The sequence below is a fragment of the Noviherbaspirillum massiliense JC206 genome, assembly GCF_000312045.1.
Taxonomy (GTDB): domain Bacteria; phylum Pseudomonadota; class Gammaproteobacteria; order Burkholderiales; family Burkholderiaceae_D; genus Noviherbaspirillum; species Noviherbaspirillum massiliense.
Genome location: NZ_HE978634.1, coordinates 1,042,419 through 1,067,148, shown reverse-complemented (window position 1 = coordinate 1,067,148; position 24,730 = coordinate 1,042,419). Strand labels below are relative to the sequence as shown.

Below are 24,730 nucleotides of genomic sequence, written 5' to 3'. Positions count from 1 at the left end.
TTGCAAGGACAGCGGTAAAGCTTGGGTGCCCTTCCTGTCCCGCTGGCCGCAAACCCGAGCATTCTATACGGACTAAGTTAAATACGCCATTTGGAGGCAGCGCACTTACCAATCCGACAAATGACTGGAATACGTGGCAAAAAATGCGCGACGCCTCGCATAGCCAGACGCGTGCGGCCGCCCGAAACGGCTATTCCGCTTCTCCCGCATTCGGGACCGTGCGGCTCGCGAGCTGCACATCGGCTGGAGCGCTAAGTGCGTAAGACATCTGCAGTTGCGAGGGCTGTCCGCCCGCAGCAGACGGGAATCCTGCAGGCACGGCAGTGACGGGAACGGTTGCAGCCAGGCTGGCCGCGTGCGCCGCAGGTATCGCAAGCCGCTCGCCCTGCATCATCCATGCAGTAGTGGCTGCTGTCACGCCACCGAACATCATGGCCCCGCCCAGCAATGCAGCCATGCGCCGCTTGCTGCCTGGCTGCTTGGCGACCGGTACCGGAGCTTCGTCCAGCAAGGCCTTCGCACGGGCGTGCCAGTCCGTGATTTCCCCGCTTTGCTGCTCCATGCGCTCCAGCAGTTCCATCGCTGCCGCTTGCGCCTCGGCGCGTGCGCGTTCGAGCTGATCGCTCAAGGTCTTCGCCGCGCTGCCAGCCCGCGTCTCTTTTCTTGCCTGCCAGCGCGCAGCCGTCAGTGCCCTGCGCTCCGCAGAAAGGCGCGCTTGTGCCGCTTCTTTCGCTTCCTGTTCCACTTGCGCGCGCCTTGCGGCAAGTTCCGCTGCTTCACGCTCGGCCGCGGCACGCGCTTCGGCATCGATACGTGCCTTTTCTTCCTCGCGTATTTTTTGCCGAACCGCTTCCAGCGCATCCTGTTCCGCCTTCGCGCGCTCGCATTCCATGCGTGCCAGTTCAATCGCTTCCCTGGCCCGCGCTTCGGCGGCATCGGCAGCCCTCTTCTGCGCGCCCGACTGTTCCCGCGCCTTTTCGAGCAGGTGCCGCTCGGCTGCCAGCCTGGCGTCATTGGCTTCGCGCGTCTTGCGCTCGAGTTGCTGGCGTGCCTGCCTCAGGCGTGCCTGCCTTGCCTCGATGCGTTCGCTTTCTTCCGCCTCGGCGCAGGCAGCCTTTTCTGCCGCCAGCTTCTGCTCGATCGCATCCAGCGTCGCCTGCTGCGCGGCCTTGCGTTCCTGTTCGACTTTCACTTGCTGCTGCAAGGCTTCGAAAGCCCGCTGCTCGAGCGCCGCACGCTCGCGCTCTTCCTGTGCAAGACGAATGGCTTCATGCGCACGGGCTTTCGCCAGTTCGGCCGCCTGCGTCTGCAGTTCAAGCTGCTCGGCTGCCTTTTGCAGTTGCTCCTGCTCGGCGAGCGCTCTCGCCTCGCTCGCCTCACGCGCGGCGCGCTCTGCCATTTCGCGTTGCTGCAAGCGGCTCGCTTCTTCCTTTTCGGCGCGCGCACGAGCTTCGCTGGCGTCTTGCGCAGCACGCTCCGCCCGCAGTTTTTCCTGGATTGCGTACAGTTCGCGCTGCTCGGACTCTACGCGCTCATGCTCTGCGCGCGCCAGCTCGGCGACATCATGGGCCTTGGCTGCCGCGGCTTCTGCCAGCTTGCGCTGCAGCTCGGCAATGCGCGAGAGCTTCTGCAGGCGGTCCTTTTCTGCCGCGGTCCTGGCTTCGGCCGCTTCGCGCGCAGCACGTTCTTCCTGCTCGCAAGCCTGGGCCAGCCGTGCATGCTCCTGTTCAGCATGGGCACGGGCTTGCGCATAGTTGCGGGCGGCGAGCTGCGCAGCCTTTTTCTTTTGAATCGCTTCCAATGCGCGCTGTTCTTCCGCCGCGCGCTCCTGCTGCAGCCGTGCCAGTTCAGTGGCTTCGCGTGCCCGGGCCTCGGCCATCGCTGCGGCCTGACGCTCCTGTTCAGCGTGCTGCCTGGCCTGTTCCAGTGCCTGTTTCTCGGCAGCGCTTTTCCTTTCGCTGGCATCGCGCGCCTCCTGCTCGGCCTGCCTGCGCGCCTGCATCGCCGCAGCATGTTCTTCCTCGGCACGTGCACGGGCTTCAGCATCTGTGCAGGCGGCCTGTTCTGCCGCCAATTTTTCCTCGGCCGCCTCCAGCGCAGCCTGTGCGGCCGCAGCGCGCTGCCGCTCGGCTTCCGCCTTCTGTTGCAGCACGGCGAGCGCCTGCTCTTCAGCTTGCGCCCTCTGGCGTTCCAGCCTTGCCAGCTCGACGGCTTCCGCGGCTTTCAGCGTCGCCGCCTGGGCAGCACGCCGCTGCGCTTCAGCTTGCTCCAACGCCTGCTCGACTGCCAGCTGCGTGGCTGCGCATTCCTGTTCCTTCGCCACGCGTGCGGCCTGCTCCGCCTGCTCCTGCATCCGCAGCAAATCCGCCTGCTCCTGTTCGGCTGCTGCTCGTGCCTTGAGTTCGGCACTGGCCGCCTGCTCTGCGGCCAGTTTTTCCTGCATGGCTGCAAGTGCCTGCTCTTCGGCTGCGGCGCGTTCGCGTTCGGCGCGGGCCAGCTCGATTGCTTCGCGCGCCTTGCGCTCCGCCAGTTCCGCATTCCTGCGCTGCCATTCGGCCTGTTCCGCAGCCTTTTCATAGGTCTGCCGTTCCGCCTCGGCCTGCGCTGCGGCGCTCTCGGCGGCAGCCTTTTCGGCAACCAGCCGCTGTTCTGCCAGCACCCGTGCGCGCTGCTCTTCCTCACCGCGCGCCTTCATGACTTGCGCCGCCTGTTGCTCGGTTTCGGCACGGGCTCGGGCCTGTTCCACCGCACGCGCTTCCTCCGCTGCGCGTGCGCGCGCCTCGGCCTCGGCGCGCCACTCGGCTTCGGCCCGGGCCAGCGCCAACTCATGCAATTCGCGTTCCGTCCTGATCCGCGCTTCCGCAGCGGCGCGAATCTGTTCCTCCGCTTGACGTCTTGCCTGCGCGGCCTCGGCCGCGACCGTTTCGACGTGTCCGCGCTTGGCCGCCGCTTCCTTCAGTTCGAGTTCCGCCTGCAGGCGCAATTGCAAGGCTTCTGCCGCCTGGCGTTCGGAGTCGGCCCGGGCACGTGCCGCCGCCTCCTGCTCCTGCTCGGTCAATGCGAGGGCGCGCGCCTCTTCCCGCGCGCGCACTTCCGCAGGAACGCGGCTGAGCAGGGATTGCAGTGCAAGGGTTTCGGCTATTTCGCGCTCGCGGGCGAGCTGCAATTCCTCATTGCGCGCCTGGGCAAGCATTTGCGCCTTCAGGCGTGCTTCCCTTTCGAGTTTTTCCCGCTCGCGCGCCAATTCCGCCATGCGAGCGTCCGCACGGGCACGCGCCTCGGCTTCTTCGACTGCAGCGCGGGTTGCCGCGATCCGTTCCGCGCCAAGCAGGCGCGCCTTTTCATTTTCCTGAGCAAGGGCTTCGGCAGTGGCGAGCGCACGCGCCGCCAGTTCCTTTTCGCTTGCGATCTGTTCCGCAGCCCGCTTGCGGGCCTGCTCTTCGGCCTGGACCCTTTGCTCCGCAAGTTGTCTGGCTTGCTCTTCCGCCTCGGCACGCGCACGAAGTTCGGCAGCTTCCTTCCTTGCCGCTTCAATCCGCGCTTCGGCGGCTGCGCGGGCTTCACGTTCCGCGTCCAGTCGAGCCCGGCTTGCCTGGACCTCTTCCTCGACCGCTTTCGTATTGCGGTAAGCCTCGGCCGCGGCGGCCGCGTCGATGCGGGCCCGGTCTTCCGCCAGCGCCCGGGCGCGGGCTTCGGCATAGGCGCGGTTTTCAGCGGCAACGGTGGCCTTCGCTTCGGCTTCGACGCGCGCGATCGCCTCGCGTATCGCCTTCAATTCAATACCGGCATGCGCGGGCTTTGCCTGCCCGGGTTTCGAGCCGGCCTCGGCCATGGCGTCTGCTGCGGCCAAGCCTTCCAGGACCGGGTCGTCGCTCATCGCATGCTGTGATTTCATTTCCTGCTTCCCCTGCTGCCGCTGTCGGATGATGTTGGCGGGCCGTGGATAACGGCATTGTTCGGATTTTCTTAAGCTGAATTATCGTCGTGCGCTTTGCAAGCGAGCCGCGGATAAGAAGGAAAAACTGTGTTCAATTCATCGAAATGCGTTGGGAGCCGGGATGGATTGCTTGACTCCGGACGGCAGGCTTGCGCTATATTGCTGTTATGTAATCGACCACGCAGGCGGTCCGGCAAAGAACCGTGCGCCAGCAGACAAGGGGGCAATGATGTCCGTGGACAGACAATACGCAGAACCGGCCTCGCTTGGAGAAGCCGCTGCCGGCACAGCGGTGTCGCTTTCCGGCAAACGCATCCTGGTAGCGGACGACAATCCGGTGAATCTGCAAATCGCGGTACGCATGCTGGAAAAGCTTGGCTGCCGCGTAGATGCTGCAAGGGACGGCAAGGAAGCCGTGGCAAGGCACCGCACCCATGCGTACGACCTGATCCTGATGGATTGCCAGATGCCGGAGCTCGATGGCTATCTGGCGACCGGGCAAATCCGTGCGATCGATAGGCCGCCCCGGCACACGCCCGTCATCGCCATGACGGCGTTCGGCTTGCCCAGCGAACATGAAGAATGCCTGCGCAGCGGCATGGATGATGTGATGCCGAAGCCGGTCCGGCTGCCCGCGCTGAAGGACATGCTGGAGCGCTGGCTGTTATCTGTCGCCCCTTCCTCTCCTGGCCAGCCGGCAGACGAACTGGAAGCGTTCCGGGCCGACTTCCCGGATGATTTCGTCGAACTGGCGGAGCTTTATCTTGCCGATGGCCCGAAACGCATCGCGGCCTTGCGCGAGGCGGCCGACGCCGGCGACCGTGCAGCGCTGGCGAAAGTCGCACATGCATTCAGCGGCAGCAGCGCGTCGATCGGCGCGACCGCCTTATGCGTGTTGTGCAGGGAGCTGGAAGTGTGGGCCAAGCGGGAGGCCGGCACAGCGTGCGCGCAAAGACTGGCTGCGATTGAAACCGAATATGCCCGCATCAGCGGAAAGTTGCGGCAAATGATCGACGCAGCCTGAGCCGCTTCCGGCCTAGCGCCGCTGCTCGCCATTTCTCCAGTGCGGATCGTCGCGGCGACCGTCGCCATCACGCCAGTGGCGCTCGCGCCATTCACGTTCGCGCCAGGAATGGTCAGGATAATAGGGATCGCGATAACCCGGCCACCTATCCTGATAGACTGGCGCCGGCTGTACGTAGATCACCGGAGGTGGCGGTGCATAGACGGAGGGAGGTGCGCCGTAAATGAACTGCGGCTGTGAATACACCCTGGGTGGTGGTGGAGCATAGTAATAGCCCGGTGTGCCGGCCGTGACGGACCATTGCACCGTTCCATGCGCCCAGACCGGTGCTGCGCAGGTCAGCATGAGAAAGCCGGTGACAAACCCGGCAAGCAAGGCAAGGCGCTTGTTCATGAAAATCTCCCGAAGTCCTATCTACATTAAAGAATAAAACAGTGCACCTCGCTATAGTTGGAAAGAAATCCTTGTAACAGGATGTTCCAGCGATCAAGCGCAAGCAATACCGCTCTGCAAGAATGGCAATTGCGTCGAGTCTAAACAATTCGCTTGCCATGCCGTAATCAACGCATCTGCTCAGCACAAAAGGAGGAATGGATGAATTCCATACCCGAATCCAAGAAGAGCCATCTCTGGCGCAAGATCATCTGGCATACCGATCCGGAAGTTCATCCTTTGGGACCCTACCATTCCATCGAGATTTACTGCTGCGAAGAAGCGAACGGCTACTCGATATGGTATGTCCGGCGCCTCGGCAAGGATGATCATCGCGGCATCCCGGGAATGGAAAATGCCGACTATCTGCTGGGGTTCTACGGGAAAAACAATCGCGATGCCGCACTCGAGCGCGCGGTACTGATCGCCAACAGCGACCCGGAGCCGGACAAGGTTATCCAGACGCTGGACAAGCTTGCTGCCGCTGCACAAAAAGTGTGAGTGGCAGGAGCGTTCACACCGGCCATAGCGGCGGCTCATCCATCAGCGCGATCTGTTCGCGCAATTCCAGGATGCGGTCCTGCCAGTAACGTTGGGTATTGAACCAGGGAAAGGCTGCTGGAAAAGCAGGATCGTCCCAGCGCAAGGCGAGCCACGCCGAGTAATGAATCAGGCGCAGGGTGCGCAGCGCTTCAATCAGGTACAGTTCACGCGGATCGAATTCGCAGAAATCCTCGTATCCCGCCAGCAGATCGGACAGCTGGCGCACCATCTCGGCCCGTTCACCCGAAAGCAGCATCCACAGATCCTGCACCGCCGGTCCCATGCGGCTGTCGTCAAAATCGACGAAATGCGGCCCCGCATCGGTCCACAGCACATTGCCGCCATGGCAATCGCCATGCAGGCGCAATACTGCAACCTCCCCTGCGCGCTGATAGCAGCGCCGCACGCCTTCCAGAGCGTGGTTAACCGTGCTTCGGTAAGAATCGATCAGGTCGGGCGGCACAAAATCATGCTTGAGGAGATAGTCGCGCGGCTCTTCACCAAAGCTGGCGATGTCAAGCGTCGGCCGTTCGGAAAACGGGCGCATCGCCCCGATTACGTGAATGCGCCCGATGAAGCGCCCCATCCATTCCAAGGTGGTGCTGTCGCCGAGTTCCGGTGCCCGCCCGCCATGCCGGGGAAACACGGCAAAGCGGAATCCCTCGAACTCATGCAGCGTGGAACCGGCCAATGCCAGCGGCGGCACCACCGGAATCTCGCGCTCCGCCAATTCGTGCACGAAGGCATGTTCTTCCAGGATTGCCGCATCGCTCCAGCGCAGTGGCCGGTAAAACTTGGCGACCACCGGCGGGCCCTGCTCCATGCCGATCTGATAGACCCGGTTTTCATAGCTGTTGAGAGCAAGAAACCGGCCGTCGCCATGCAAGCCGACACTTTCCAAGGCATTGAGGACAGTGTCGGGAGTGAGAGCGGCGTATGAAGAAGGCGCTGCGGTATTCATCATCACATTGTACGTGGGGACCGGCATCTCGGCCATCCGCAAGTTCCCGTATGATGGCCACACCGTTTCGTATCAGATTCCGCCGGCAAAGCGCTACACTACGGATCTTTCACCGCCTTTTTCCATCCCGAGTCCCATGCACCCTGACCAACCCCTATCCGACAAGGAATTCGACGAACTCGACCAGTTTCTGCTATCCGACCGCTGCGCGGACGACGGCATGACGATGGATTCGCTGCATGGCTACCTCACCGCGCTGGCGATCGGTCCGGAAGTGGTGCCGATGACGGAATGGCTGCCGCGGGTATGGGGCTCGTATGCCGATGAAGGACCGAAGTTCAAGTCGGAAAAGGAAGCGCAGCGCATCGTCAGTCTGATCGGCCGCTTCATGAATGAAGTGGCGATCACGTTCGAAGTCGCGCCGAAGGAGTACGAGCCGCTGTATTGCGAGCATGAAGTCGACGGCCGCAGGCTGATCGATGCCGAAGGCTGGGCCTGGGGATTCTGGGAAGGCATGAACCTGCGTGCACTGGCATGGGAGCCGATCTGGTCATCGGATCTCGCCGGCATACTGGAACCGGTCTACCTGCTTGGCGCCGAAGAGATCGAGGAAGAGGAAATGCCGCTGGTCGACGATCCGGTCAAGCGTCACAAGCTCGCGATCGAACTGGAAGCGGCGATTCCGCACATCTACAAGTTCTGGCTGCCGCACCGGAAATCCGCGGTTGCCACGGTGCGGCGCGACGAATCCAAGGTCGGCCGCAACGATCCCTGCCCATGCGGCAGCGGCAAGAAGTACAAGAAATGCTGCGGCGCCGGTCAGGCGGACGATTGAACCGCAAGCCCGGCAGCATGCCAATCAGATGCCGTACGACCTCTTTGCGTTCGGCTTGATATTGCGGGTTGCTTCCGAAATTTTTTCGATCGGGATTTTCGGTGTGCGGTCGGCAGTCAGCAAGCCGTTCGCTTCCTGGAAGGTATCGGCGAACTGGGTATAGCAGAAGCCGCTGAACATCTGGGTTTCGTTCACGACTTCCAGCAGCCGGCGGTAGGTTTCCTGGAATTCCTTGTCGCTGTCGGCTTCGGAATAGCCCCAGACTTCCTTGACGCCCTTCTCCGGCTTCTTGCGGTAGGCAATGCCGCCGAATTCGGTCAGGATGATGGGCTGGCCGCGATGCGGGTAACCATCCAGCGTCAGGATGCGTCCGCCGGGACGCCGTCGGTCGAACAGGTCCTGCACATTCGAGGGCGCATAGCGCGCGGCAATCCGCTCCGGATCGGGATCGTAGTCATGGATGCCGAGCAGGTCGGTGGCGGAAGCTTCCCAGCCGTCATTGCCGATTACCGGCCGCGTCGAATCCAGGGTACGCGTCAGGTGGTACAGCGCTTCTACCGCATTGCGATGCGCCTGCGTTGCGGTCAGGTTCGGCACGCCCCAGGACTCGTTGAACGGCACCCAGACGATGATGCAGGGATGGCTGTAGTCGCGCTCGATCACTTCGGTCCATTCGCGCACCATGCGTCCGATGGCTTCCGGCGTGAAGCGATAGGAGGACGGCATCTCTTCCCATACCAGCAGGCCGAGCTTGTCGGCCCAGTACAGGTAGCGCTGGCTTTCAATCTTCTGATGCTTGCGCACGCCGTTGAAGCCCATCGCCTTGGCCAGCTCCACATCCTTGCGCAAGGCTTCGTCCGATGGTGCGGCGAGCAGCGTGTCCGGCCAATAACCCTGGTCCAGCACCAGCTTGAGATGATAGGGCCGGCCATTGAGCATGAAGCGGTCACGGTTGATATTCACAGAACGCAATGCCGTATAGGAGCGTATCTTGTCCAGCACTTCATCCTTGTGACGCAGGATGATTTCCGCATCCAGGAGCGTCGGGCGCTCAGGGCTCCACAGCAATTCATTGCGCGAGTCGTCGATACCGGGGTCGGAAAGGCTGATCTTGCGATGGGCTTCGCCGCCGATGATGTGATAGTGGTCGTCGGCGATCACCTTGTTTCCGTGCCAGATCCTGACATCCACCGTCAGATCTTCACGCTGGTCACCCGTGACGAAGACTTCATAGCCGAGTTCAAAGCCCTCGAAATTCGGCGTCCAGCGCAGCTTGCTGATATAAGTGTGCGAAACGCGCTCCAGCCAGACGGTCTGCCAGATGCCGGTGGTGCGCGGATACCAGATGGAATGCGGCTCCAGTTGCCAGTCCTGCTTGCCGCGCGGCTTGGCAAGGTCCAATGGGTCATCCTCGACGTGCACCGTCAGGACATGATGGCTGGCGTCGCCCAGCGCATGGGTGATGTCGGCATGGAAGGAGGAATGCCCGCCTTCATGCTCGGCCACCAGATGGCTGTTCACCCATACCCATGCACGGTAATCAACAGCGCCGAAATGCAGAAGCACTCGCCCGCCTTCAGGGCGAATGTCGAATTCACGCTGGTACCAGCAATGGCTGTGGAAGCCACGATCCCCGATGCCGCTGGCTTCGGATTCCGGCGGAAAGGGGACGCGGATTTCATGGGTCCACTGGATGGGATCTTGAGGCTGGCTGTATCTGTTCTCGTTGTCGAAGGTGAACTTCCACTGGCCATCAAGGGATTGCCAGTGTTCACGCACAAGTTGCGGTCGCGGGTAAGCGGTATCAGGCATTCTTCTTCCTTGCAGCGATGGACATGCCGATTTGATTATCGGCAGTCAAGCCCGTTCCCGATGGAAGCCAAAGTAGCGCCTGCGCCCCCAATGTTCCGGGTTGGCGCAGGCCGTGCATCGAAACAAACGTCGTCTTGGAAGGCTAAGCGACTGCGCGTTCTGCAGGATCGGCATCCCAGGCAATTGTGTTTTCCCGGAAATAGCGATCAAAGGCATTGCCGAAGGTGGGCAGGAGCAAGCCGCGCTCGCTTGACAAGGCAGTGATGCTCCTGCCGCCGCCATGCGTCTTGACCAGCGCGGAAGCATCCAGCCGTGCTTCCCGTGCTGCCCGTTCCGCGAACTCGTACCAGGAAAGCGCTCCCTGGTTGGCAAGGTGCCAGATGCCATTTGCCCTGTCGATCAACAGGTCCAGGACGGCATGGGCCAGGTCCGGTACGTAGGTCGGCGAAACATGCGCATCATCGCTTGCTTCCACCCGACGACCCGCGGCCAGTTCGCGCAGGATCGCATGCACGAAGTTGTAGCGGTCCCACGGACCGAAGAATGCGCTGGTGCGCACAACCAGCGCATCGGGAAAGGCGGCCATCACCCGTCGCTCCGCTTCTGCCTTGCTGTTTCCATAGACGCATAGCGGGGACAGCTTGTCGCTTTCCACATAGGCGCGCCCCAGCTTCCCATCGAATACCAGGTCCGAGGAAAAGGTGACATAAGGAATGCCGAGCTTGGCGCATGCCTTGGCCAGCACTTCCGCCCCCATCGCATTCTCGCGCATGCAGCGCTCCGACTCCCGATGGGCGTCGGCCACGCGCACATAACCGGCGGCATTGATTACTGCCCATGGCCGGTGTCTCATCAGCGCGGCTTCCACCGATGCCTGGTCCGCGATGTCCATCTCGGCACGGGACAGCAAGTCATGCTCCAGGCTGCGTGCGGAACAGATGCGCGACAATGCCTGACCCAGCGTGCCGCGCGCACCAGTAATCACCAGCCTGCGGTCCGACCGGATAATCTGCGGGGCCTCGACGGCCTGGCTGGGTCGCTGGAAATAGCGGTCCGGCCGATGCCACCACCCCAGCCCATCCAGCACCGGATGGTCGAACTCGCCGTTCTTCGCCAGTGATGCCGCGGCGTGAGCCAGCGCCGTGGGCCGGGGCTGCCCGCCTCGCACATCAAACACGCCGCTCTCGTAAAAGCCGCTGTTCTGCAACAGCAGCGAGTTCCAGTCCACGCACCCGAAAATCGACCAGATGGTGACCGCGCGGATGTCGACGCCTTCGCCCTTCAGCTTCACGGCGGCCTTCCAGATCTGATTCAGCCAGCGCAGCTGGTCGTCACGCGAGCCGCCGAGGTGCGCTTCCGTCACCGCTATCGGCAACCGGTAGCGCTCCCAGACTTCACGCAGGCGCGCCTCCGGTCCGGTCAGGCCCTCCACATACGGCACCCGGGTTGCATGCACATCCACGTAGGGCACGGCATCGGTCCAGAATTCCGGCGGATATTCGCGGGCGCGCCGGTCGAGGAAGCGCTCGCTGGTCACATAGTGGTTGATCCCGATGATGTCAGGGGCGCAGGGTTGCTCGGTGAAGAATGCGAGCTCCGACTTGCCGATACCGGCCTTGATGAAGGTGTCATACCAGGGATGGCGCGCATCGATGCGGCCGCACAGCAGGTCGAAGCTGAGCCAGCGCCGCTCGTTCTCGTAATCGGCCTGATGCTTCAGGTCGGGAAAGCTGAACGTCTTCCCCAGGTCTTCGGTCTGCACCAGGCGGGCATGGGGCGTGACCTTGCGGATGGCTTCCATCGACAGCGCCGTCGCGCGGCACTCGATGTAGAGTGCGCGCAGCATCGTCAGCGTATCGCGCGCATGCGGATACCAGTGCCCGTAGAGCGCGCTGAAGCGCGCCGTGGTCAGAGGCTCGTTGACCGGCGTGAACATGTCGATCCACGGGTAGCGGCGCGCGACGCGCTCCGCATGCCTTGCCAGCATTTGCGGAAAATTCGGGTCGAGCAGATTGGTATAGCGCGGCCCGCTGCCATGGTGGACCAGGCCGGCAATCGGCGCAATGCCGAGCTCGCGCAGGCGCGCCAGCCGCTTGTCATGCCAGCCCCATTCCGCCTGGTCCGGGTGATCGGGCGAGATCGTTTCCCACAGCACCGGGTAGCGCAAGGTCTTGATCCCGAGTGCGGCGATTGCGTCCAGGTCTTCCATGCGGTCCGCATGTCCTGTTTCTTTGATCTGGTTTCGGTATTGATCCTGTATGCGGACGACCGTGCATTCGATGCCGCCCCAAAGTTCTAGTGTCTGCTGCGTGGAGACGTCGGAAGTATTGTTGTTGATTGAATTCATATCGAGGAAGCTTGGATGGGAAAATCGGTTTGCCCCAAGAACTCAACGACACTCTACCCTGCCGGCAAACCTCCTTTTTGATACAGGTCTCTGGCTCCTCTCCCGGCACGCCATGTTTGATGCGGGGCAAGGAGACATCCCTCCTGCCATGAAGAAAAAATTGCTTAATCCCTTGCAATAGCTCCTGACAGAGCGAGCAGGAAAACGTTCAAAAACGGGGTTTCATGGAATCCGGGGCGGAATGCCGAAGAAGAGAATCGCGTGCCACGACGAGCATCATGTGGAAGGCCCAAGTGGCTTGGGAATGTGACCGCAGATAGCCTGGATCACGGGGACAAGGAAGGATGGATCTTTGCTTTGCTGCGCAGCGATGGGGCGAAAGGCCTGGAGGGGACGTGCTCCCGGACAGCGCTACATGTCCGGAGAAATCGATACGCGAATCCTCAATCTGTTGCCCGGGTCGTAGGGAATGACGCTTGTGTAGCTGTGCCCGTGGTATTCGTAAGTCACGGCATATCCATTGGCCCTTGTCAGCCACTGGTCCACCGTGCGGCATTGGCGCATCGCATGCCCGGCGACGGTATTGAGGCGGCATTCCTGCTGAGGCTGGTTCACTTCTTCGACGCGCGGCGTCACCTTGGTTACCTGCGCATAGTCTTCGAATTCATCTGCCGCCGCAAAGGACATCACGACCAGGCCCAGCACGGCCGTGCATATCTTCAGCATTCCTCTCATTCCCCCCTCCCCGTTTGCCTTTTGTCATGAATGACGGAAGATTAAACGATGGAAATGACAACACGGCTAGAGAAGAAATGTAATCGAATGTTTCCGGGCTGGTCCATTCCAACTCTCTTAGTATGAAAACGGGCCGGGCGCTGCGCCCATGCTTACATCCCTGTTTTCGCACCCATGTTCTTCGTGGTCCGCACCAGCATCGCTCCCTTCATCATCGACAAGGCGATATTGCTCCCGATGCGAAAGCCCTGCATTGCGGCGGCATCCATCAGTGCAAGCACCTGCTGATGGCTCAAATTCTGATAGTCCTTGCGCGCATACAGCATCTGGCGGTTTTTGCTATTGATATCCGCGGCGATTTCTTCTGGCGTCATCTCTGCTCCTCGCAGGTATTTGATGATGGCCCAGTTAGGGCGGCCTTCAATTATGGAGCAATGCCCGCGCAAAAATTTGTCCTGGCAGGCAGGGCAGCATTGCGGGGAGTCAAGCTTTCATGCTTCGATCGCCAGCCAACGTGCTGTCCTCATGAGGGTGACATGATCCCGCATGCGGGCAGCAACTACCCGCGCACGCAAGAAAACAAAACGGGGAAGGCCCGGCGCCGTCTGCACCGGGCCGGTTCAGAATGACTTGAATACTTCTTCTTCAGTGCGGTAGTCGTCGGCGCAGGCCTTGCTGCAAAAGCGCCGGACATTGTCGAGAGGCTGATTGCAGTACCAGCAGGAACCTTTCGGTTTCAAAGCGGCCATGCTGGCTGCGGCTTGCTGCGCTGCAAGCGCATTCATTTCAAAACGATTGTCGATATGCTTTGCATCATCCATGATTCATCTACCCAGAATAAGGATCAATTCCAATGTAAGCTCGCGACAGCGCTCAGAAAAGTATAGTCGCAACCAGGACGCATTGAAGCGCCGGATAAAAAAGTCGTCGGACCCATACTACGCCGCAAAAGCGCGCGACCGTCGTTGACGAACATCAGCCTGGCCGCATGCCAAGCAATTCGCATGCCCTTCTTCATTGGCGTCCGCAACTTCTTTTCATCGGGAGATCGGCGCTCGATGACGAGCGCGGCCATGCGCTTCGTCACAGAGGCAAGGGCATGGACCGTGCTTGGTCCTCTCAGCCCGTCCCCCGATGCATGCAAGGCCTGGTTGCGGGAGGAAGAATGGCTGCACCTGATTTTCTCTGAAGCGAATCAATGAACCTGAGCGTCGAAAGCGGGACCGGCCTGCATGGCGATATCGAACCGCGCAGCTTCCTGCTCGGTGGCCGCCGCTTCTCGGTGTTGGAAATTTGCGACCGCTGGATTGCCCGCGACCACAGCTACTTCAAGATCCGCGCCGATGACGGCGCCACCTACATCCTGCGCCATGACGAACTGAACCTGGAGTGGCAGCTCACCCTGTATCGCGCCCCCGGTTTGTGAAGCGGCGCCGCCCGCGCCCGCGCCAGATGCGAACGGACTTTCCCGGCCAGTCCGGGTTCCCCCTTGTTGGCTAAAGGGCGCAGACAGCACAAGGTTGACGCTTGTCAATACTTCATGAGAACCCTCTCATTACCATCGCCTCATCCCGGCTTGGGCGATGGTTTTAATGATGAGGATGACGATGATCAAGACTGCAGCGGAACCCCGGCTTGAAGATGAAGGCGTATTTTTCACCGTGGAAGTCGGTTTTACCGATCGTGAATGCCTGGTTTCCAAAAACGCGCTGGCGCATCTGCGCCGGTTGAAGGGCAGCCAGCAGGACTTCATGGAGATTTATTGGTCTTTCGAAGACCAGATTCACAGCGTCGCCCGTCGTCTTGTCGTTGCCGGCGTCGGGGGCGCGCCGCTGATACTCGGTGCCGCTTATTTCGTATGAGCCTTCAGTACCCGATGCGATCCTTGGGTCGGCGCAGTCCTGCTGTTCGGGACCATGGCTTTCTCTTATAAGCCATAGAAATAAATATCACTGAGAATTATCAAAATCGCATCTATTCGTTTTGACACAATAGAGTCAGATCGCAACAACAAAAGGGTGAGAGGCCAGATGAACGAGACAAAACAGACCGAACAGTTTCGGTATGATCCAAACAATCTGTTGGAATCATTAATTAAAAAGCTGAACCTCAAGAACGATGCAGCATTGTCACGTGCCCTTGAAGTGGCTCCTCCGCTGATCAGCAAGATCCGTCATCGCAGGCTGCCGGTAGGCGCGTCCCTGCTGATCCGCATGCATGAAGTTTCGGAGCTGAGCATCAAGGATTTGCGCGAGCTGATGGGCGACCGCCGCACCAAATTCCGCATCAGCGACAAGCAGTTCAAGCCCAAGGACACTTCATCATCGAATGGGCAGGCAGCTGCGTAGGCCGCCTGGTTTTCTGAAGTTCTTGGCGCTCCATCAGGATTGGCTGCGGATGAACGGCTGGATGCAGTCATGCTGCCAGCCACTGTGTCGGGCATTGTTCAGCCCGATTCCGCGAACTGCTGGCAAGAGCGTTCGAGTGAAGCAATGAAAAGCTGAACCAGGTCACTGGCTACAGCGTCTGCCAGATCTGCGCTCGCCGTGCACATCGCTGCACTGCAAGATGGCATCCGCAACGTGCATTGCATGAACAGCTAACCGCTTATCCTCTTACGGGATAAGCGGTTTTTGTTTGCAGGCGCGTGCATGAATAAGGCCGGACTTCGGACCCATGACTATCTGACGTTCCTTGAGATCTGCGGGTCCGCGCATTCCTTCCACGCCCCTGCCCTTTGTCACCTTTCCTTCAAGCGTCCCAATCAATCCAGGCAAGCTGCAAAACTGCGCTTTACCCGTCCCGCCTGTTGTGCTCAAAACTGTGGACAACCAAGAATAAGCATACGTAAAACTTTGATCTGCAATGGTTTTTTCGAGTTGAGCAAGATCAACATCGGGAACCTGAGGCAAAAGTCGATGTCGCCGCGATTTTTCTTTAGGCCCGTTTTGACGTTCTTCCGTTTCGCCATGAGCTGCGCCTTTATTCCTGCCTTCCGGCAGCGGAAGCTGGCGCACGAAACACGCCGGCAATTCACTTACCGGAACGTCTTGGATCTTCCGCCCCTCCTGCAACTGAATCAGAAGTACGGCAGGTGGCAGTCATTCCGAAAAGTCCTGAGCAACCGGATACGAGATACCCATCTATGCCAAAACAAAAGCCCGCCGGTTTTGCCGGCGGGCGAAAGGCTGATAACAACCATCCTTGAGGGATGGTTTTCATTCTAGGCTTGGCCTTCAATTTTCCATTGATATGCCGCAACATGTGAAGCTGCGTAACTTTCCGTGCAGCATCTTTCTACTCCGTGCATTATTTAGTCTGGAAGACAGGTTGCTGCACAGAGGCGCGCTGGCGCAAAGCATGCTTGCAAATAAAAAAGCCCGCGAACCATGTGGTCGCGGGCCAAATCTCAACCTTAGAGAATCAAGAGACGCATAATCAATATAGCAACCCGCTTCCAGAGACAAGACCACCGTTACAAATATTTACCGCCCCAGAAAGATCCTGAATCTGACATGAGCCTGCGCACTCTACGCACTCTATTTGGCATCGCATTGCTCACCCTGCTTGCCGCATGCAAGCAGACGCCTACCTGCTCCGAGCATTTCGCGCAGGGACAAGCACCTGTCATCGTCAATGAAAAGCTGGAAACCAGGACGGCGATGCTGTGCTTCGAAGCCTATGGGGTGCTGCACAGCGGCGTGTCACGCACCCCGCTATGGTCTGCTGAACACCTGACCGCGGCGAGCGTCGAACAGGCGCGGGGACTAAAGCGCAAGAATACTTTCCATGCGGAAGAGAAGCTGCCTGCCAATGATCGCGCCGAATTGCGGGACTATGTTCGCTCCGGCTACGACCGCGGCCATATGAGCCCATCTGGCGACATGCCTACCGAGAGCGCCCAGTACGAGAGCTTTTCGCTGGCAAACATGATTCCGCAGAATCCGAACAAGAACCAGGTCCTGTGGGAAGGCATGGAAGAAGCCACACGCAATCTTGCGCGCCGTGAAGGAGAACTTTATGTCGTCACCGGCCCGATTTTCGAAGGCACGTCGCTGGAGCGCCTGAATGGTCGGGTTCTGGTCCCCACTTCCATATTCAAGGCAATCTACATTCCCTCGCGGCAGCAGGCTGCGGCCTACTTCACGGCAAATGCGCCGGGCATGGAATATGAAACTCTGTCCATCGCGGAGCTGGAAACACGGATCGGCATCAATGTTTTTCCGAAGCTGCCGCCCGAAGTGAAAGAAGCAAAGATGGAATTGCCGACCCCGACGCCCCGCAATTTCAGGAAGCCGCGCACTGCGCCATCCGAACCGAACACATCCACGAGGTAAGGCCATGTCTGTAATCAAGCCTTTCGAGAATGAGGAAGACTCCGCCGCCATCGGCGATCTGACGGTTGAAAACCGGGTGGACCGCATTTCCCTGTATGGCTCCCTGCAAATCACCCGGGACAAGGCGGGATTGCAGCTGGCGCAGGAATTGAAGGCACTGATCGATGATGTACTGCAGGTGATGCAGTCGGAAAAGTTACCCGATCAGGTGCCCTTGGCGCCAACCGACCGGGTGAACAACCCCTTCGGCTGAAACGGCAGGCGGCGCTTGCCGCCATCTCCCCTATTGTTCTTCAAGTCTTGAGCCCTTGAAAGCGCATCGGCTCATTCCAGCTTTTTACGCGGTGGGATACAGGCTTTCACCCCGGCCGCAACTTCTTTCATGCACTTGCTCAATTGGTTTCGGCAAACTGTTTGCGTCCAGCGGTTGGCAAAATTTATGTCATGTCGGGAATTTAATCGTCGACAAGATGTCATTTGTTACACGCTTGTCCCTAACAATCAACCATTGGAGATGAAATCATGGCCGAACACGCATTAGTAGGGCAGGAAACCTATGATCCCAATCGCCTGCTTGACACTCTGCTTCAAAAAATGAGCCTGAAAAACGACGCAGCGCTATCCCGCGCCCTGGAAGTTGCGCCGCCTGTCATCAGCAAAATCCGGCACAGGCGGCTTCCTGTGGGAGCTTCACTGCTGATCCGCATGCATGAAGTCTCCGGCATGAATATCCGGGAGTTGCGTGACCTGATGGGCGACCGGCGGACCAAGTACCGCCTGAGCGATGCCCAAGGGAAACCAAAACCCATGGATCAGAATATGGCCTCGTCTCAGCAACAGCAGCAACAGCAGCCGAGCTCGATGCACTGATCCGACATAGAAACGCGCTCACATGCAGGCGGGACGAAGACGACTGGCATCAGGATGAGCGCTGCTTCGTCTTCCTGCACCCGTACTCATTCTGGCCGGCAATGTCCTTTCCGAGCGGCAGCGACAAGCCGGCTTCCAGTCCGAATTTCTCAGGGCCTGGATTATTGGGTCTTTGCAAGAGAAGTACTTGCCCGGATCAAAAAGCCTGCAAATGCAGGCTTTTAATCAGTCAATTCACAAGATTTGCCTGCTTAGTTGATATATAGCAGTAGATTTTGCATTCAACCCATTTACTATTGGCGTGCAGTTGCATACAACAAAAAAGCGGTGGAGAAACGGCTTGAAACCTTCGCGTTTCCGGCTGAAGTTTCAATACGATTACTGATTAATATTCCCTCTCGGGTTTAGACTGATGGCGCGCATCCATACACACTATGACAACCTCAAGGTCGCGCGCAATGCTCCCCCTGAAGTCATCCGTGCGGCTTACAAGACGCTATCGCAGAAGTATCATCCGGACCGCAACCCCAACAGCGCGGATGCAATCAGGATCATCCAGATCATCAATTCGGCTTATGAAGTACTTTCCGACCCAGTCAAGCGCCAGGAGCATGATGAATGGATAGCCAGGGCGGAGGCGCAGGAAGCGGCAACGGAAAGAAAATCTTCAAGGCCCGCAGGTGGCACAACGGAAAAAAAAGCCCAGGATGTGCGTCGTCGCTCCGGTTCCGGCCGCCGCCGATCAAGCCGGCAGCCTGCCCTGAAACCAGTGAAATTCTTTCAGAAATTGCGGATGCTGCTTGGGCATTTTTCCCGCAGCCTGTTCAGGAAAGTGTGAGATCTCGACGGTGCTGCAACAAGCTGTCCTGACGGACGCAGGGCATTCAGAAGAGGGTTTTGACGAGCCAGACGATCAGGCTGATGCTGACTGCCGAGGAAGCCAGGATGCAGAGAGTGGCATGCAACTTGTTGTAGTTGAAGGCAACCGGCTTTTTCGGCTCCAGCACGGCTGAAGGGGATAAGGCCTTTTTCATGTGGCTCCCTTTTGAGATTAGGCAATCTATTGCGAAAGCTCATTATACGGAGCATCTGCCCAAGGGCAATAGCCCGAATGGCAATTCTCCTGTTTTTGGCATGACAGGGATCAATTCCTCGCCAAACGTTTCTTCCTCGCCAGCAATGCTCTGCAGTCGTTCTCGGGACGCACTGATTTTCTTGCGTCGTACGAAATTTTCCGCCTGATTTGCCTGTCATAGTTCCGGCGTGCAGCATTTGTTGCCACGCCAGTCACTTCTGTTGTCATTCCCTTTGAACATGTTTGATCAAGCTCTCAGGTTTTCCTGGATGGTGCGGCTGCGCCGCGCCGGATTGCGCATCATTGCCGGTATCGGCATGGTGTCAGTGCTGGTGGCAGCCGGTTGCAGCCAGCTGGAACAGAAAGAACGCGAACTCACCTTCCGCGTGGCCGAAGGCACGGCAAGCTGGTACAGCGGCTTGCCCGACGGCGTGGTGGAATCGGACCTTCCAGTCAAAACGGATGGGAAGGCGCAGCATATTCATGCCTGGTGGTGGCCTGCCGCCAATCCGAAGGCACCGGCCCTGCTCTATCTGCATGGCGCGCGCTGGAACCTCACCGGCCAGACCTTCCGGATCGAGCAATTGCATGATTTCGGCTTTTCCGTGCTGGCGATCGACTACCGCGGCTTCGGCCGGAGCGACGGCGGCCTGCCTTCAGAAAAGACGGTGTATGAAGATGCGCGCGCAGCCTGGGAAAAGCTGACACAGCTGCAGCCCGATCCGGCCCGGCGCTATATCTACGGCCACTCGCTGGGCGGCGCGATCGCCGTCGATCTTGCCGCCAGCCTCAGTGCAGGACGACAGGCAGGCATGCCGGCACCGGCGCGTGGCCTGATCGTCGAATCCTCGTTCACCACGCTGGCCGATATCGCAAAATCGCTGAGCTATCCCTGGCTGCCGGCACAGCTGCTGCTGTCGCAAAAATTCGATTCGCTCACGAAGATCGCCAGGGTGAACATGCCGGTCCTGATCGTGCATGGCACCGATGACCGCTATGTGCCTTCGCGCTTCAGCGAAGCGCTGTATATGGCTGCGCCCGAGCGAAAGCGCCTGCTGCTGGTACCCGGAGGCACGCACAACAACAGCATGCGCGTGGGCGCTTCCGCATACCGGCGGGCTTTCCGCGATTTGTTCGGATGGGCGCCCGGCAGGGCATCGTGATCCGGAAGCCGCTGCTCGCCCCCTCTCAGCGCTTGATATAGGTGAGGAAGAGGTAGCTGGCGAAAAGAACGGCGACCACCACGCAGGCGAAGGCGAAGCCGATGCCGGCGCTCATGCAGGCCAGGGTCGCGCATAAATGATTGGCGCTGCCAGCGGCCGTCAGCAGCATCATCTCGGACAAGACCTGCATCATCAGCAGCAGGCAGGTGGCAATGCCTATCCACTTCATGACATAAAAGGGCAGGATCTTGCGCTGGGAGCGGTTGTAGCGGTAATTGGCCATGCGCTGCTCCAGGGTTCCCCGGCTCGCATCGCGAAAGTGCCAGAGCGGAATTGCCAGACGCCAAAAATTCCGGATGGATGAAAAGACCTCTCCCCGCTCGAACCAGTTGCTGCCAGCCATACGTCACCTCCTTCGGCTTAGTCAAATTTGCGCAGCCGGTGTTCCAGGGCATTGCCTGTAAAAGGGCATGCGAGAACAGGCAGGGAAAAATTCCTTGATCAGGAAAATCGCTTTCAGAACTGTTCCGCCGGCAGTGGCGGGCTGAACAGATAGCCCTGATAGGCGTGGCATCCATGCTGCGCCAGGAAATCGCGCTGGTCCTCGGTCTCGACGCCTTCCGCGATGACTTCCAGCCCAAGGATCTGCCCGAGGGCGACGATGGTGCGGGCGATGGCGGCATCGTTGGCATCGACCAGCACATCCCGCACGAAGGACTGGTCTATCTTCAGCTGGTCCAGCGGCAGGCGCTTGAGGTAGGTGAGCGAGGAATAGCCGGTGCCGAAATCGTCCAGGGAAAAGCCCACGCCCTTGGCCTTGAGCGCGGCCATCTTGGCGATGGTGTCTTCCATGTTTTTCACCAGCATGCTCTCGGTGATCTCGAGCTTGAGATGCCGCGGATCGGCGCCGGTGTATTCCAGCACGTCGAGCACCTGATCCACGAACTTCGGGTGATGGAACTGGCGGGCACTGACATTGACGGCCACGCTCAGGTGCGAAGTCTCCGGTCTCGCTGCCCAGGCTGCCACCTGCGCGCAAGCCGTCTCCAGCACCCATTTTCCCAGGCTGGTGATCAGTCCCGTTTCCTCCGCCAGCGGGATGAAAGCGGCGGGAGATACCATACCGCGCACCGAATGCTTCCAGCGCACCAGCGCCTCGACACCCTTGACGTGACCATTGCCGTCGGTCTGCGCCTGGTAATGCAGCAGGAATTCCTGACGCTGCAGACCATGCCGGAAATCTGCCTCGAGCGACAGGCGCGCACTCACCACGTTCTGCATTTCCGGGTCGAAGAAGCGGATGGCATTCCGCCCTGCCGCCTTGGCCTGGTACATCGCAAGGTCCGCGCGCTTGAGCAATTCATCGACGGTATCCGACCGCCCGCCAAACAAGGCAATGCCTATGCTGGGAGAACTGTGGTGCTCGACGCTATCGAGCGGAAAAGTCGGGATGAATGCGGCAAGAACCTTTTCACCGACGATTTCCGCCTGGGCGGCAGCTTCCTGCGGATGCGCGCTCAAGTCTTCCAGCATGATGACGAATTCATCCCCGCCGAGGCGGGCGACAGTATTGCTTTTGCGTACGCAGCCCTCGAGCCTGCGCGCCACCTGCTTCAGCAACAGGTCGCCCTTGTCATGGCCCAGGGTGTCGTTCAAGGTCTTGAAATTGTCGAGGTCGATGAACAGCAGCGCGCCGGAATGCCCGCTGCGGCCACTGGTAGCCAGCGCATGCTCAAGCCGATCGAGCAGGAGACGACGATTGGGCAGCCGGGTCAGTGAATCATAAAAGGCAAGGCGCTCGATCTCGCGCTCGGCTTCCTTGCGCTGGGTAATATCGGTATTGATTGCCAGGATCGACTGCGGCTTTCCCTCCTCATCCCGCACCAGTGTCCAATGGGTCTCCACCACCACCGGGCTGCCATCCTTGCGCCGCTGCCTGTTTTCGCCGCGCCATTCCTCTTGACGCAGGACCATGGCAGTTGCGTGGGCGAGCTCGGAAGACTCGTCGTACATCAGCTCCAGCTTGGTCTTGCCCAATGCTTCTTCAGCCGTCCATCCGTAAAGGCGCTCCGCCCCCTTGTTCCAGTACGTGATGCGAAAGTCGATGCCGCATACGAAAATCGCATCTTTCGCCTTGTCGAGCAGCGAGGCCTGGTCGCGTATGCGTGCATCGGCTTCCTGGCGCTCCAGCTCGGCCGCTGCGCGCGCCGCAAAAATCTGCAGAGTGGACATCACCAGCTCGGTCTGCCGGAGCGGCCCGCGGAACAGGACAAACAGGATGCCCAGCGGCTCACCGCCGGAACTGTCGAGGCGCCGCCCGACATAAGCATGGGCACCAATCGCGGCCAGTTGCGGGCACTCGGGAAACAGCTCGGCGCCATGATCGCGCACGACACAGTCGACGGTCGCCGAAAGGCTCCCGCACGGTGAATCCTCTACGGGGCAGTCGAAGTTTTGCACCGTCTCGCGGTCGATCACGGCGCAGATGGTGCGCACCTTCCCCGGACTTTCCGGAACAAAGCGGGCCACGAAACCGGCATCCGCTCCAAGTGCGGCAAGCATGTTGCAAACAAGCCGCTCGAAAAATTCACCTCCGGAGCTTGCGGACACGCCGGCAGCCACCTTCACTACCGCCGATTCGAATCTCCGCTGTTCTTCCTTAGTACGCAGGCTGCTGATGCCGAAAGCCAGGTTGTCCGCCAGTTCCTGCAAGAGCAGGATCTCATCCTCCCGCACTGGTCGCACGTCTTGCATATGCAGGCTCAGCAATCCGAACGTAGTGTTCTTTTCGCGCAAGGGCAGCACGATCACGCCATTGAAGCCGTAGCGCCGTGCCGCGGGCAGCCAGGGACGGAAACCGGGATCGGTTCCTACATCCACCACCACGATCGGCTTGCCGCTGCGAATGCAGCGTCCTGCCGGGCCGCATCCGGCAGGATCATCTTCCGACCAGCTGAATTCCACATTAGCCAGGTAATTCCTTTCTTCGCCTGCCCCGGCATGGGCAACCGGCTCGATGCTGCGCCTTGCGTCGTCATGTGCATACCCTACCCAGGCCATGCGATAACCGCCTATGTCCACGGCGACCCGGCAGATCTGCACCAGGAGTTCCGGCTCGCTCTCCATCTTCATCATTGCTTCATTGCAACGCGTCAGCATCTGCAGCGCCCGCGTGGTGTACGCCAGATCCTGCATGCGCTTTTTTCGGTCGGTGACATCGCGCTGTATCGCGACGAAATGGGTGAAGTGGTCTGAAGACTGCGCCACCGGGAAGATGCTGATTTCCGACCAGAACTCCCGTCCGTCCTTGGCATAGTTGATCACTTCGACCAGGACCGGCTCTTTCTTTTCAAGCGCCGCACGCACGCGTTCGAGCTCTCCGCGCTGGGTGTTGGGCCCTTGCAGGAAGCGCGGCGACCTGCCCAATACTTCTTCGGGGCTGTATCCGGTAATGCGCTGGAAGGCATCATTAACGAAGACAATCCGCGGTCCGGGCTCCTCGATCGGTTCGGCTTCGGTGATCATCACAATGTCGTTCAATTGTGCAACGCAGGTTTTCAGCAGGTGCATCTGCTGTTCGGTCTTGCGCCGCACTGTGATGTCCTGCACCGTGCCTGCCAGTATGTATTGCCCTTGCTCGCCGTCATCCGGATATCGTTCGGCCAGCGCATGGATATGGCGTATTTCCCCATCCGGCCGCACGATCCGATATTCGGCGTCGAAAGGCTTTCTTCCCTCCTTGGCCTCCCGGCTCGTCGCTTCCATCCGTGGCCGGTCATCGGGGTGCACTATGGTCAGGAAGGCTTCGACTGTCCGTGGAAAATTCTCATCGGTTATTCCGAAAATGCGGGTGATCTCAGGAGACCAGGTGAGTTGCCTGCCTCGGCTTCTGAACTCCCAACTACCGAGATGCGCAAGCTGCTGCGCCTTGGTGAGGTGTTCGGTCTTGCGAACCAGTGCGGAATTGATGCGGTCGCGTTCCGTCGCCAGCGATTCCAGCTGCGCGCGCTGGCGGCGCAGTTCGATATGCATCATCACCTGTTCGGCAAGCATTTTCAGGACCGCAAGTTGCGCATCGGTCAGAGTCCGAGGTACATAGTCCATCACCGCCAGCGTGCCGATGGCAAAGCCTTGCGGCGAAATCAGCGGCACTCCGGCATAAAAGACTAGGCCGGGCTTTCCCGTCACCAGCGGATTATCGTGAAAGCGCGGATCCTTTCTCGCGTCGTGCACGATGAACGGATCCATGCCAAGTATGGTGAATCGGCAAAATGCGATTTCGCGATCAGTTTCCTGCAAATCGAGGCCGATCTTGGATTTGAACCATTGCCGGTGTTTGTCAATCAGCGAAATGCTCGCGATTGGCGTTTCGCAGATGCGCGAAGCCAATTCCACGAGACGATCGAAAATCGCCTCAGGTGGCGTATCGAGTATGTGAAAGGACTGCAGGACATCGAGCCGGTTTTGCTCGCTGAAGCCAGGATTGCCCATGATCTGATCGGATCACCTTTTTGACTAAGAACTTAAAGTTTGAACAACGTTCATTTCTCATGTGGTCATAAAAAGCGGCGACGATGAAAAGCCACACCGGCCGATGGCAATCATCCGGGAAAAAGCCTGTCTCGAAATGTTCTTGTTTTTTCCTCCTGGGCACGGTAG

The 24,730-nt window shown here is 59.5% G+C and carries 24 protein-coding genes; 11 read left to right on the top strand and 13 right to left on the bottom strand.

Annotation, left to right across the window (positions count from 1 at the left end; all coding sequences use genetic code 11):
* Nucleotides 1-190: 190 nt before the first annotated feature.
* Nucleotides 191-3,895: a hypothetical protein gene (locus HGHM_RS22205; RefSeq protein ID WP_075111690.1), complete on the bottom strand. Its 3,705-nt coding sequence runs from the start codon at nt 3,893-3,895 to the stop codon at nt 191-193.
* A gap of 277 nt (nt 3,896-4,172) precedes the next feature.
* On the opposite strand from HGHM_RS22205, the gene HGHM_RS20770 reads away from it, so the two are divergent.
* Nucleotides 4,173-4,961 carry a response regulator gene (locus HGHM_RS20770; protein WP_161603772.1) on the top strand — a complete coding sequence of 263 codons (789 nt, stop codon included), beginning with the start codon at nt 4,173-4,175 and terminating at the stop codon, nt 4,959-4,961.
* A 12-nt stretch (nt 4,962-4,973) separates the two neighbouring features.
* Here the strand turns inward: HGHM_RS20770 and HGHM_RS20765 are convergent, their stop codons facing one another.
* The gene (locus HGHM_RS20765; RefSeq protein WP_019140494.1) at nt 4,974-5,354 is read right to left on the bottom strand and encodes a hypothetical protein; all 381 of its coding nucleotides are present in this window, start codon (nt 5,352-5,354) and stop codon (nt 4,974-4,976) included.
* Nucleotides 5,355-5,555: 201 nt separating this feature from the next.
* On the opposite strand from HGHM_RS20765, the gene HGHM_RS05410 reads away from it, so the two are divergent.
* Nucleotides 5,556-5,894 (top strand): hypothetical protein, encoded by a 339-nt coding sequence (locus HGHM_RS05410; RefSeq protein WP_019140493.1) that lies wholly within the window; start codon nt 5,556-5,558, stop codon nt 5,892-5,894.
* Between the two features lie 13 nt (nt 5,895-5,907).
* Here the strand turns inward: HGHM_RS05410 and HGHM_RS05405 are convergent, their stop codons facing one another.
* Nucleotides 5,908-6,924, bottom strand: a complete 1,017-nt coding sequence (locus HGHM_RS05405) for a serine/threonine protein kinase (RefSeq protein WP_245549159.1) — start codon at nt 6,922-6,924, stop codon at nt 5,908-5,910.
* Between the two features lie 109 nt (nt 6,925-7,033).
* On the opposite strand from HGHM_RS05405, the gene HGHM_RS05400 reads away from it, so the two are divergent.
* Nucleotides 7,034-7,732, top strand: a complete 699-nt coding sequence (locus tag HGHM_RS05400; protein WP_026075722.1) for a UPF0149 family protein — start codon at nt 7,034-7,036, stop codon at nt 7,730-7,732.
* 24 nt (nt 7,733-7,756) lie between these two features.
* Here HGHM_RS05400 and HGHM_RS20760 read toward each other — a convergent pair whose 3' ends face one another.
* From HGHM_RS20760 to HGHM_RS23080, 6 genes are all read right to left on the bottom strand, one after another.
* On the bottom strand, nt 7,757-9,544 hold the full coding sequence (locus tag HGHM_RS20760; protein WP_019140490.1) for a glycoside hydrolase family 2 protein: 1,788 nt from the start codon (nt 9,542-9,544) through the stop codon (nt 7,757-7,759).
* A 142-nt stretch (nt 9,545-9,686) separates the two neighbouring features.
* A complete protein-coding gene (locus tag HGHM_RS05390; protein WP_019140489.1) occupies nt 9,687-11,891 on the bottom strand; it encodes a family 1 glycosylhydrolase in 2,205 nt (734 codons plus the stop codon).
* A gap of 411 nt (nt 11,892-12,302) precedes the next feature.
* The gene (locus tag HGHM_RS05385; RefSeq protein WP_019140488.1) at nt 12,303-12,617 is read right to left on the bottom strand and encodes a hypothetical protein; all 315 of its coding nucleotides are present in this window, start codon (nt 12,615-12,617) and stop codon (nt 12,303-12,305) included.
* 161 nt (nt 12,618-12,778) lie between these two features.
* The gene (locus HGHM_RS05380) at nt 12,779-13,000 is read right to left on the bottom strand and encodes a hypothetical protein (protein ID WP_019140487.1); all 222 of its coding nucleotides are present in this window, start codon (nt 12,998-13,000) and stop codon (nt 12,779-12,781) included.
* 246 nt (nt 13,001-13,246) lie between these two features.
* Nucleotides 13,247-13,447 (bottom strand): hypothetical protein, encoded by a 201-nt coding sequence (locus HGHM_RS23470; protein WP_019140486.1) that lies wholly within the window; start codon nt 13,445-13,447, stop codon nt 13,247-13,249.
* A gap of 23 nt (nt 13,448-13,470) precedes the next feature.
* Nucleotides 13,471-13,701, bottom strand: a complete 231-nt coding sequence (locus HGHM_RS23080) for a hypothetical protein (protein ID WP_148415388.1) — start codon at nt 13,699-13,701, stop codon at nt 13,471-13,473.
* A gap of 123 nt (nt 13,702-13,824) precedes the next feature.
* Here HGHM_RS23080 and HGHM_RS05365 point away from each other — a divergent pair, with 123 nt between their 5' ends.
* From HGHM_RS05365 to HGHM_RS05355, 3 genes are all read left to right on the top strand, one after another.
* A complete protein-coding gene (locus tag HGHM_RS05365; protein ID WP_019140484.1) occupies nt 13,825-14,052 on the top strand; it encodes a hypothetical protein in 228 nt (75 codons plus the stop codon).
* Between the two features lie 181 nt (nt 14,053-14,233).
* Nucleotides 14,234-14,488 carry a hypothetical protein gene (locus tag HGHM_RS05360; protein WP_019140483.1) on the top strand — a complete coding sequence of 85 codons (255 nt, stop codon included), beginning with the start codon at nt 14,234-14,236 and terminating at the stop codon, nt 14,486-14,488.
* Nucleotides 14,489-14,656: 168 nt separating this feature from the next.
* Nucleotides 14,657-14,974 (top strand): hypothetical protein, encoded by a 318-nt coding sequence (locus HGHM_RS05355; RefSeq protein ID WP_019140482.1) that lies wholly within the window; start codon nt 14,657-14,659, stop codon nt 14,972-14,974.
* A gap of 267 nt (nt 14,975-15,241) precedes the next feature.
* On the opposite strand, the gene HGHM_RS23075 is transcribed toward HGHM_RS05355, so the two are convergent.
* Nucleotides 15,242-15,643, bottom strand: coding sequence for a hypothetical protein (locus HGHM_RS23075; protein WP_148415386.1), 402 nt, complete (start codon nt 15,641-15,643; stop codon nt 15,242-15,244).
* Between the two features lie 498 nt (nt 15,644-16,141).
* On the opposite strand from HGHM_RS23075, the gene HGHM_RS05340 reads away from it, so the two are divergent.
* The 4 genes from HGHM_RS05340 to HGHM_RS23870 all read left to right on the top strand — a co-directional run bounded on the left by HGHM_RS05340 (nt 16,142) and on the right by HGHM_RS23870 (nt 18,671).
* Nucleotides 16,142-16,963: a DNA/RNA non-specific endonuclease gene (locus HGHM_RS05340; RefSeq protein WP_019140480.1), complete on the top strand. Its 822-nt coding sequence runs from the start codon at nt 16,142-16,144 to the stop codon at nt 16,961-16,963.
* Nucleotides 16,964-16,967: 4 nt separating this feature from the next.
* A complete protein-coding gene (locus HGHM_RS05335) occupies nt 16,968-17,216 on the top strand; it encodes a hypothetical protein (protein ID WP_019140479.1) in 249 nt (82 codons plus the stop codon).
* A gap of 269 nt (nt 17,217-17,485) precedes the next feature.
* Nucleotides 17,486-17,833: a hypothetical protein gene (locus HGHM_RS05330; protein ID WP_019140478.1), complete on the top strand. Its 348-nt coding sequence runs from the start codon at nt 17,486-17,488 to the stop codon at nt 17,831-17,833.
* 412 nt (nt 17,834-18,245) lie between these two features.
* Nucleotides 18,246-18,671, top strand: a complete 426-nt coding sequence (locus HGHM_RS23870) for a J domain-containing protein (RefSeq protein WP_019140477.1) — start codon at nt 18,246-18,248, stop codon at nt 18,669-18,671.
* Nucleotides 18,672-18,717: 46 nt separating this feature from the next.
* On the opposite strand, the gene HGHM_RS23070 is transcribed toward HGHM_RS23870, so the two are convergent.
* On the bottom strand, nt 18,718-18,867 hold the full coding sequence (locus HGHM_RS23070; RefSeq protein ID WP_154652076.1) for a hypothetical protein: 150 nt from the start codon (nt 18,865-18,867) through the stop codon (nt 18,718-18,720).
* A 280-nt stretch (nt 18,868-19,147) separates the two neighbouring features.
* On the opposite strand from HGHM_RS23070, the gene HGHM_RS05315 reads away from it, so the two are divergent.
* Nucleotides 19,148-20,071 carry an alpha/beta hydrolase gene (locus HGHM_RS05315; protein WP_218918033.1) on the top strand — a complete coding sequence of 308 codons (924 nt, stop codon included), beginning with the start codon at nt 19,148-19,150 and terminating at the stop codon, nt 20,069-20,071.
* 25 nt (nt 20,072-20,096) lie between these two features.
* On the opposite strand, the gene HGHM_RS20755 is transcribed toward HGHM_RS05315, so the two are convergent.
* Nucleotides 20,097-20,474 carry a hypothetical protein gene (locus HGHM_RS20755; protein ID WP_019140474.1) on the bottom strand — a complete coding sequence of 126 codons (378 nt, stop codon included), beginning with the start codon at nt 20,472-20,474 and terminating at the stop codon, nt 20,097-20,099.
* 113 nt (nt 20,475-20,587) lie between these two features.
* Complete coding sequence (locus tag HGHM_RS05305; RefSeq protein ID WP_019140473.1) at nt 20,588-24,562, bottom strand: EAL domain-containing protein; 3,975 nt, start codon at nt 24,560-24,562, stop codon at nt 20,588-20,590.
* Nucleotides 24,563-24,730: the final 168 nt, after the last annotated feature.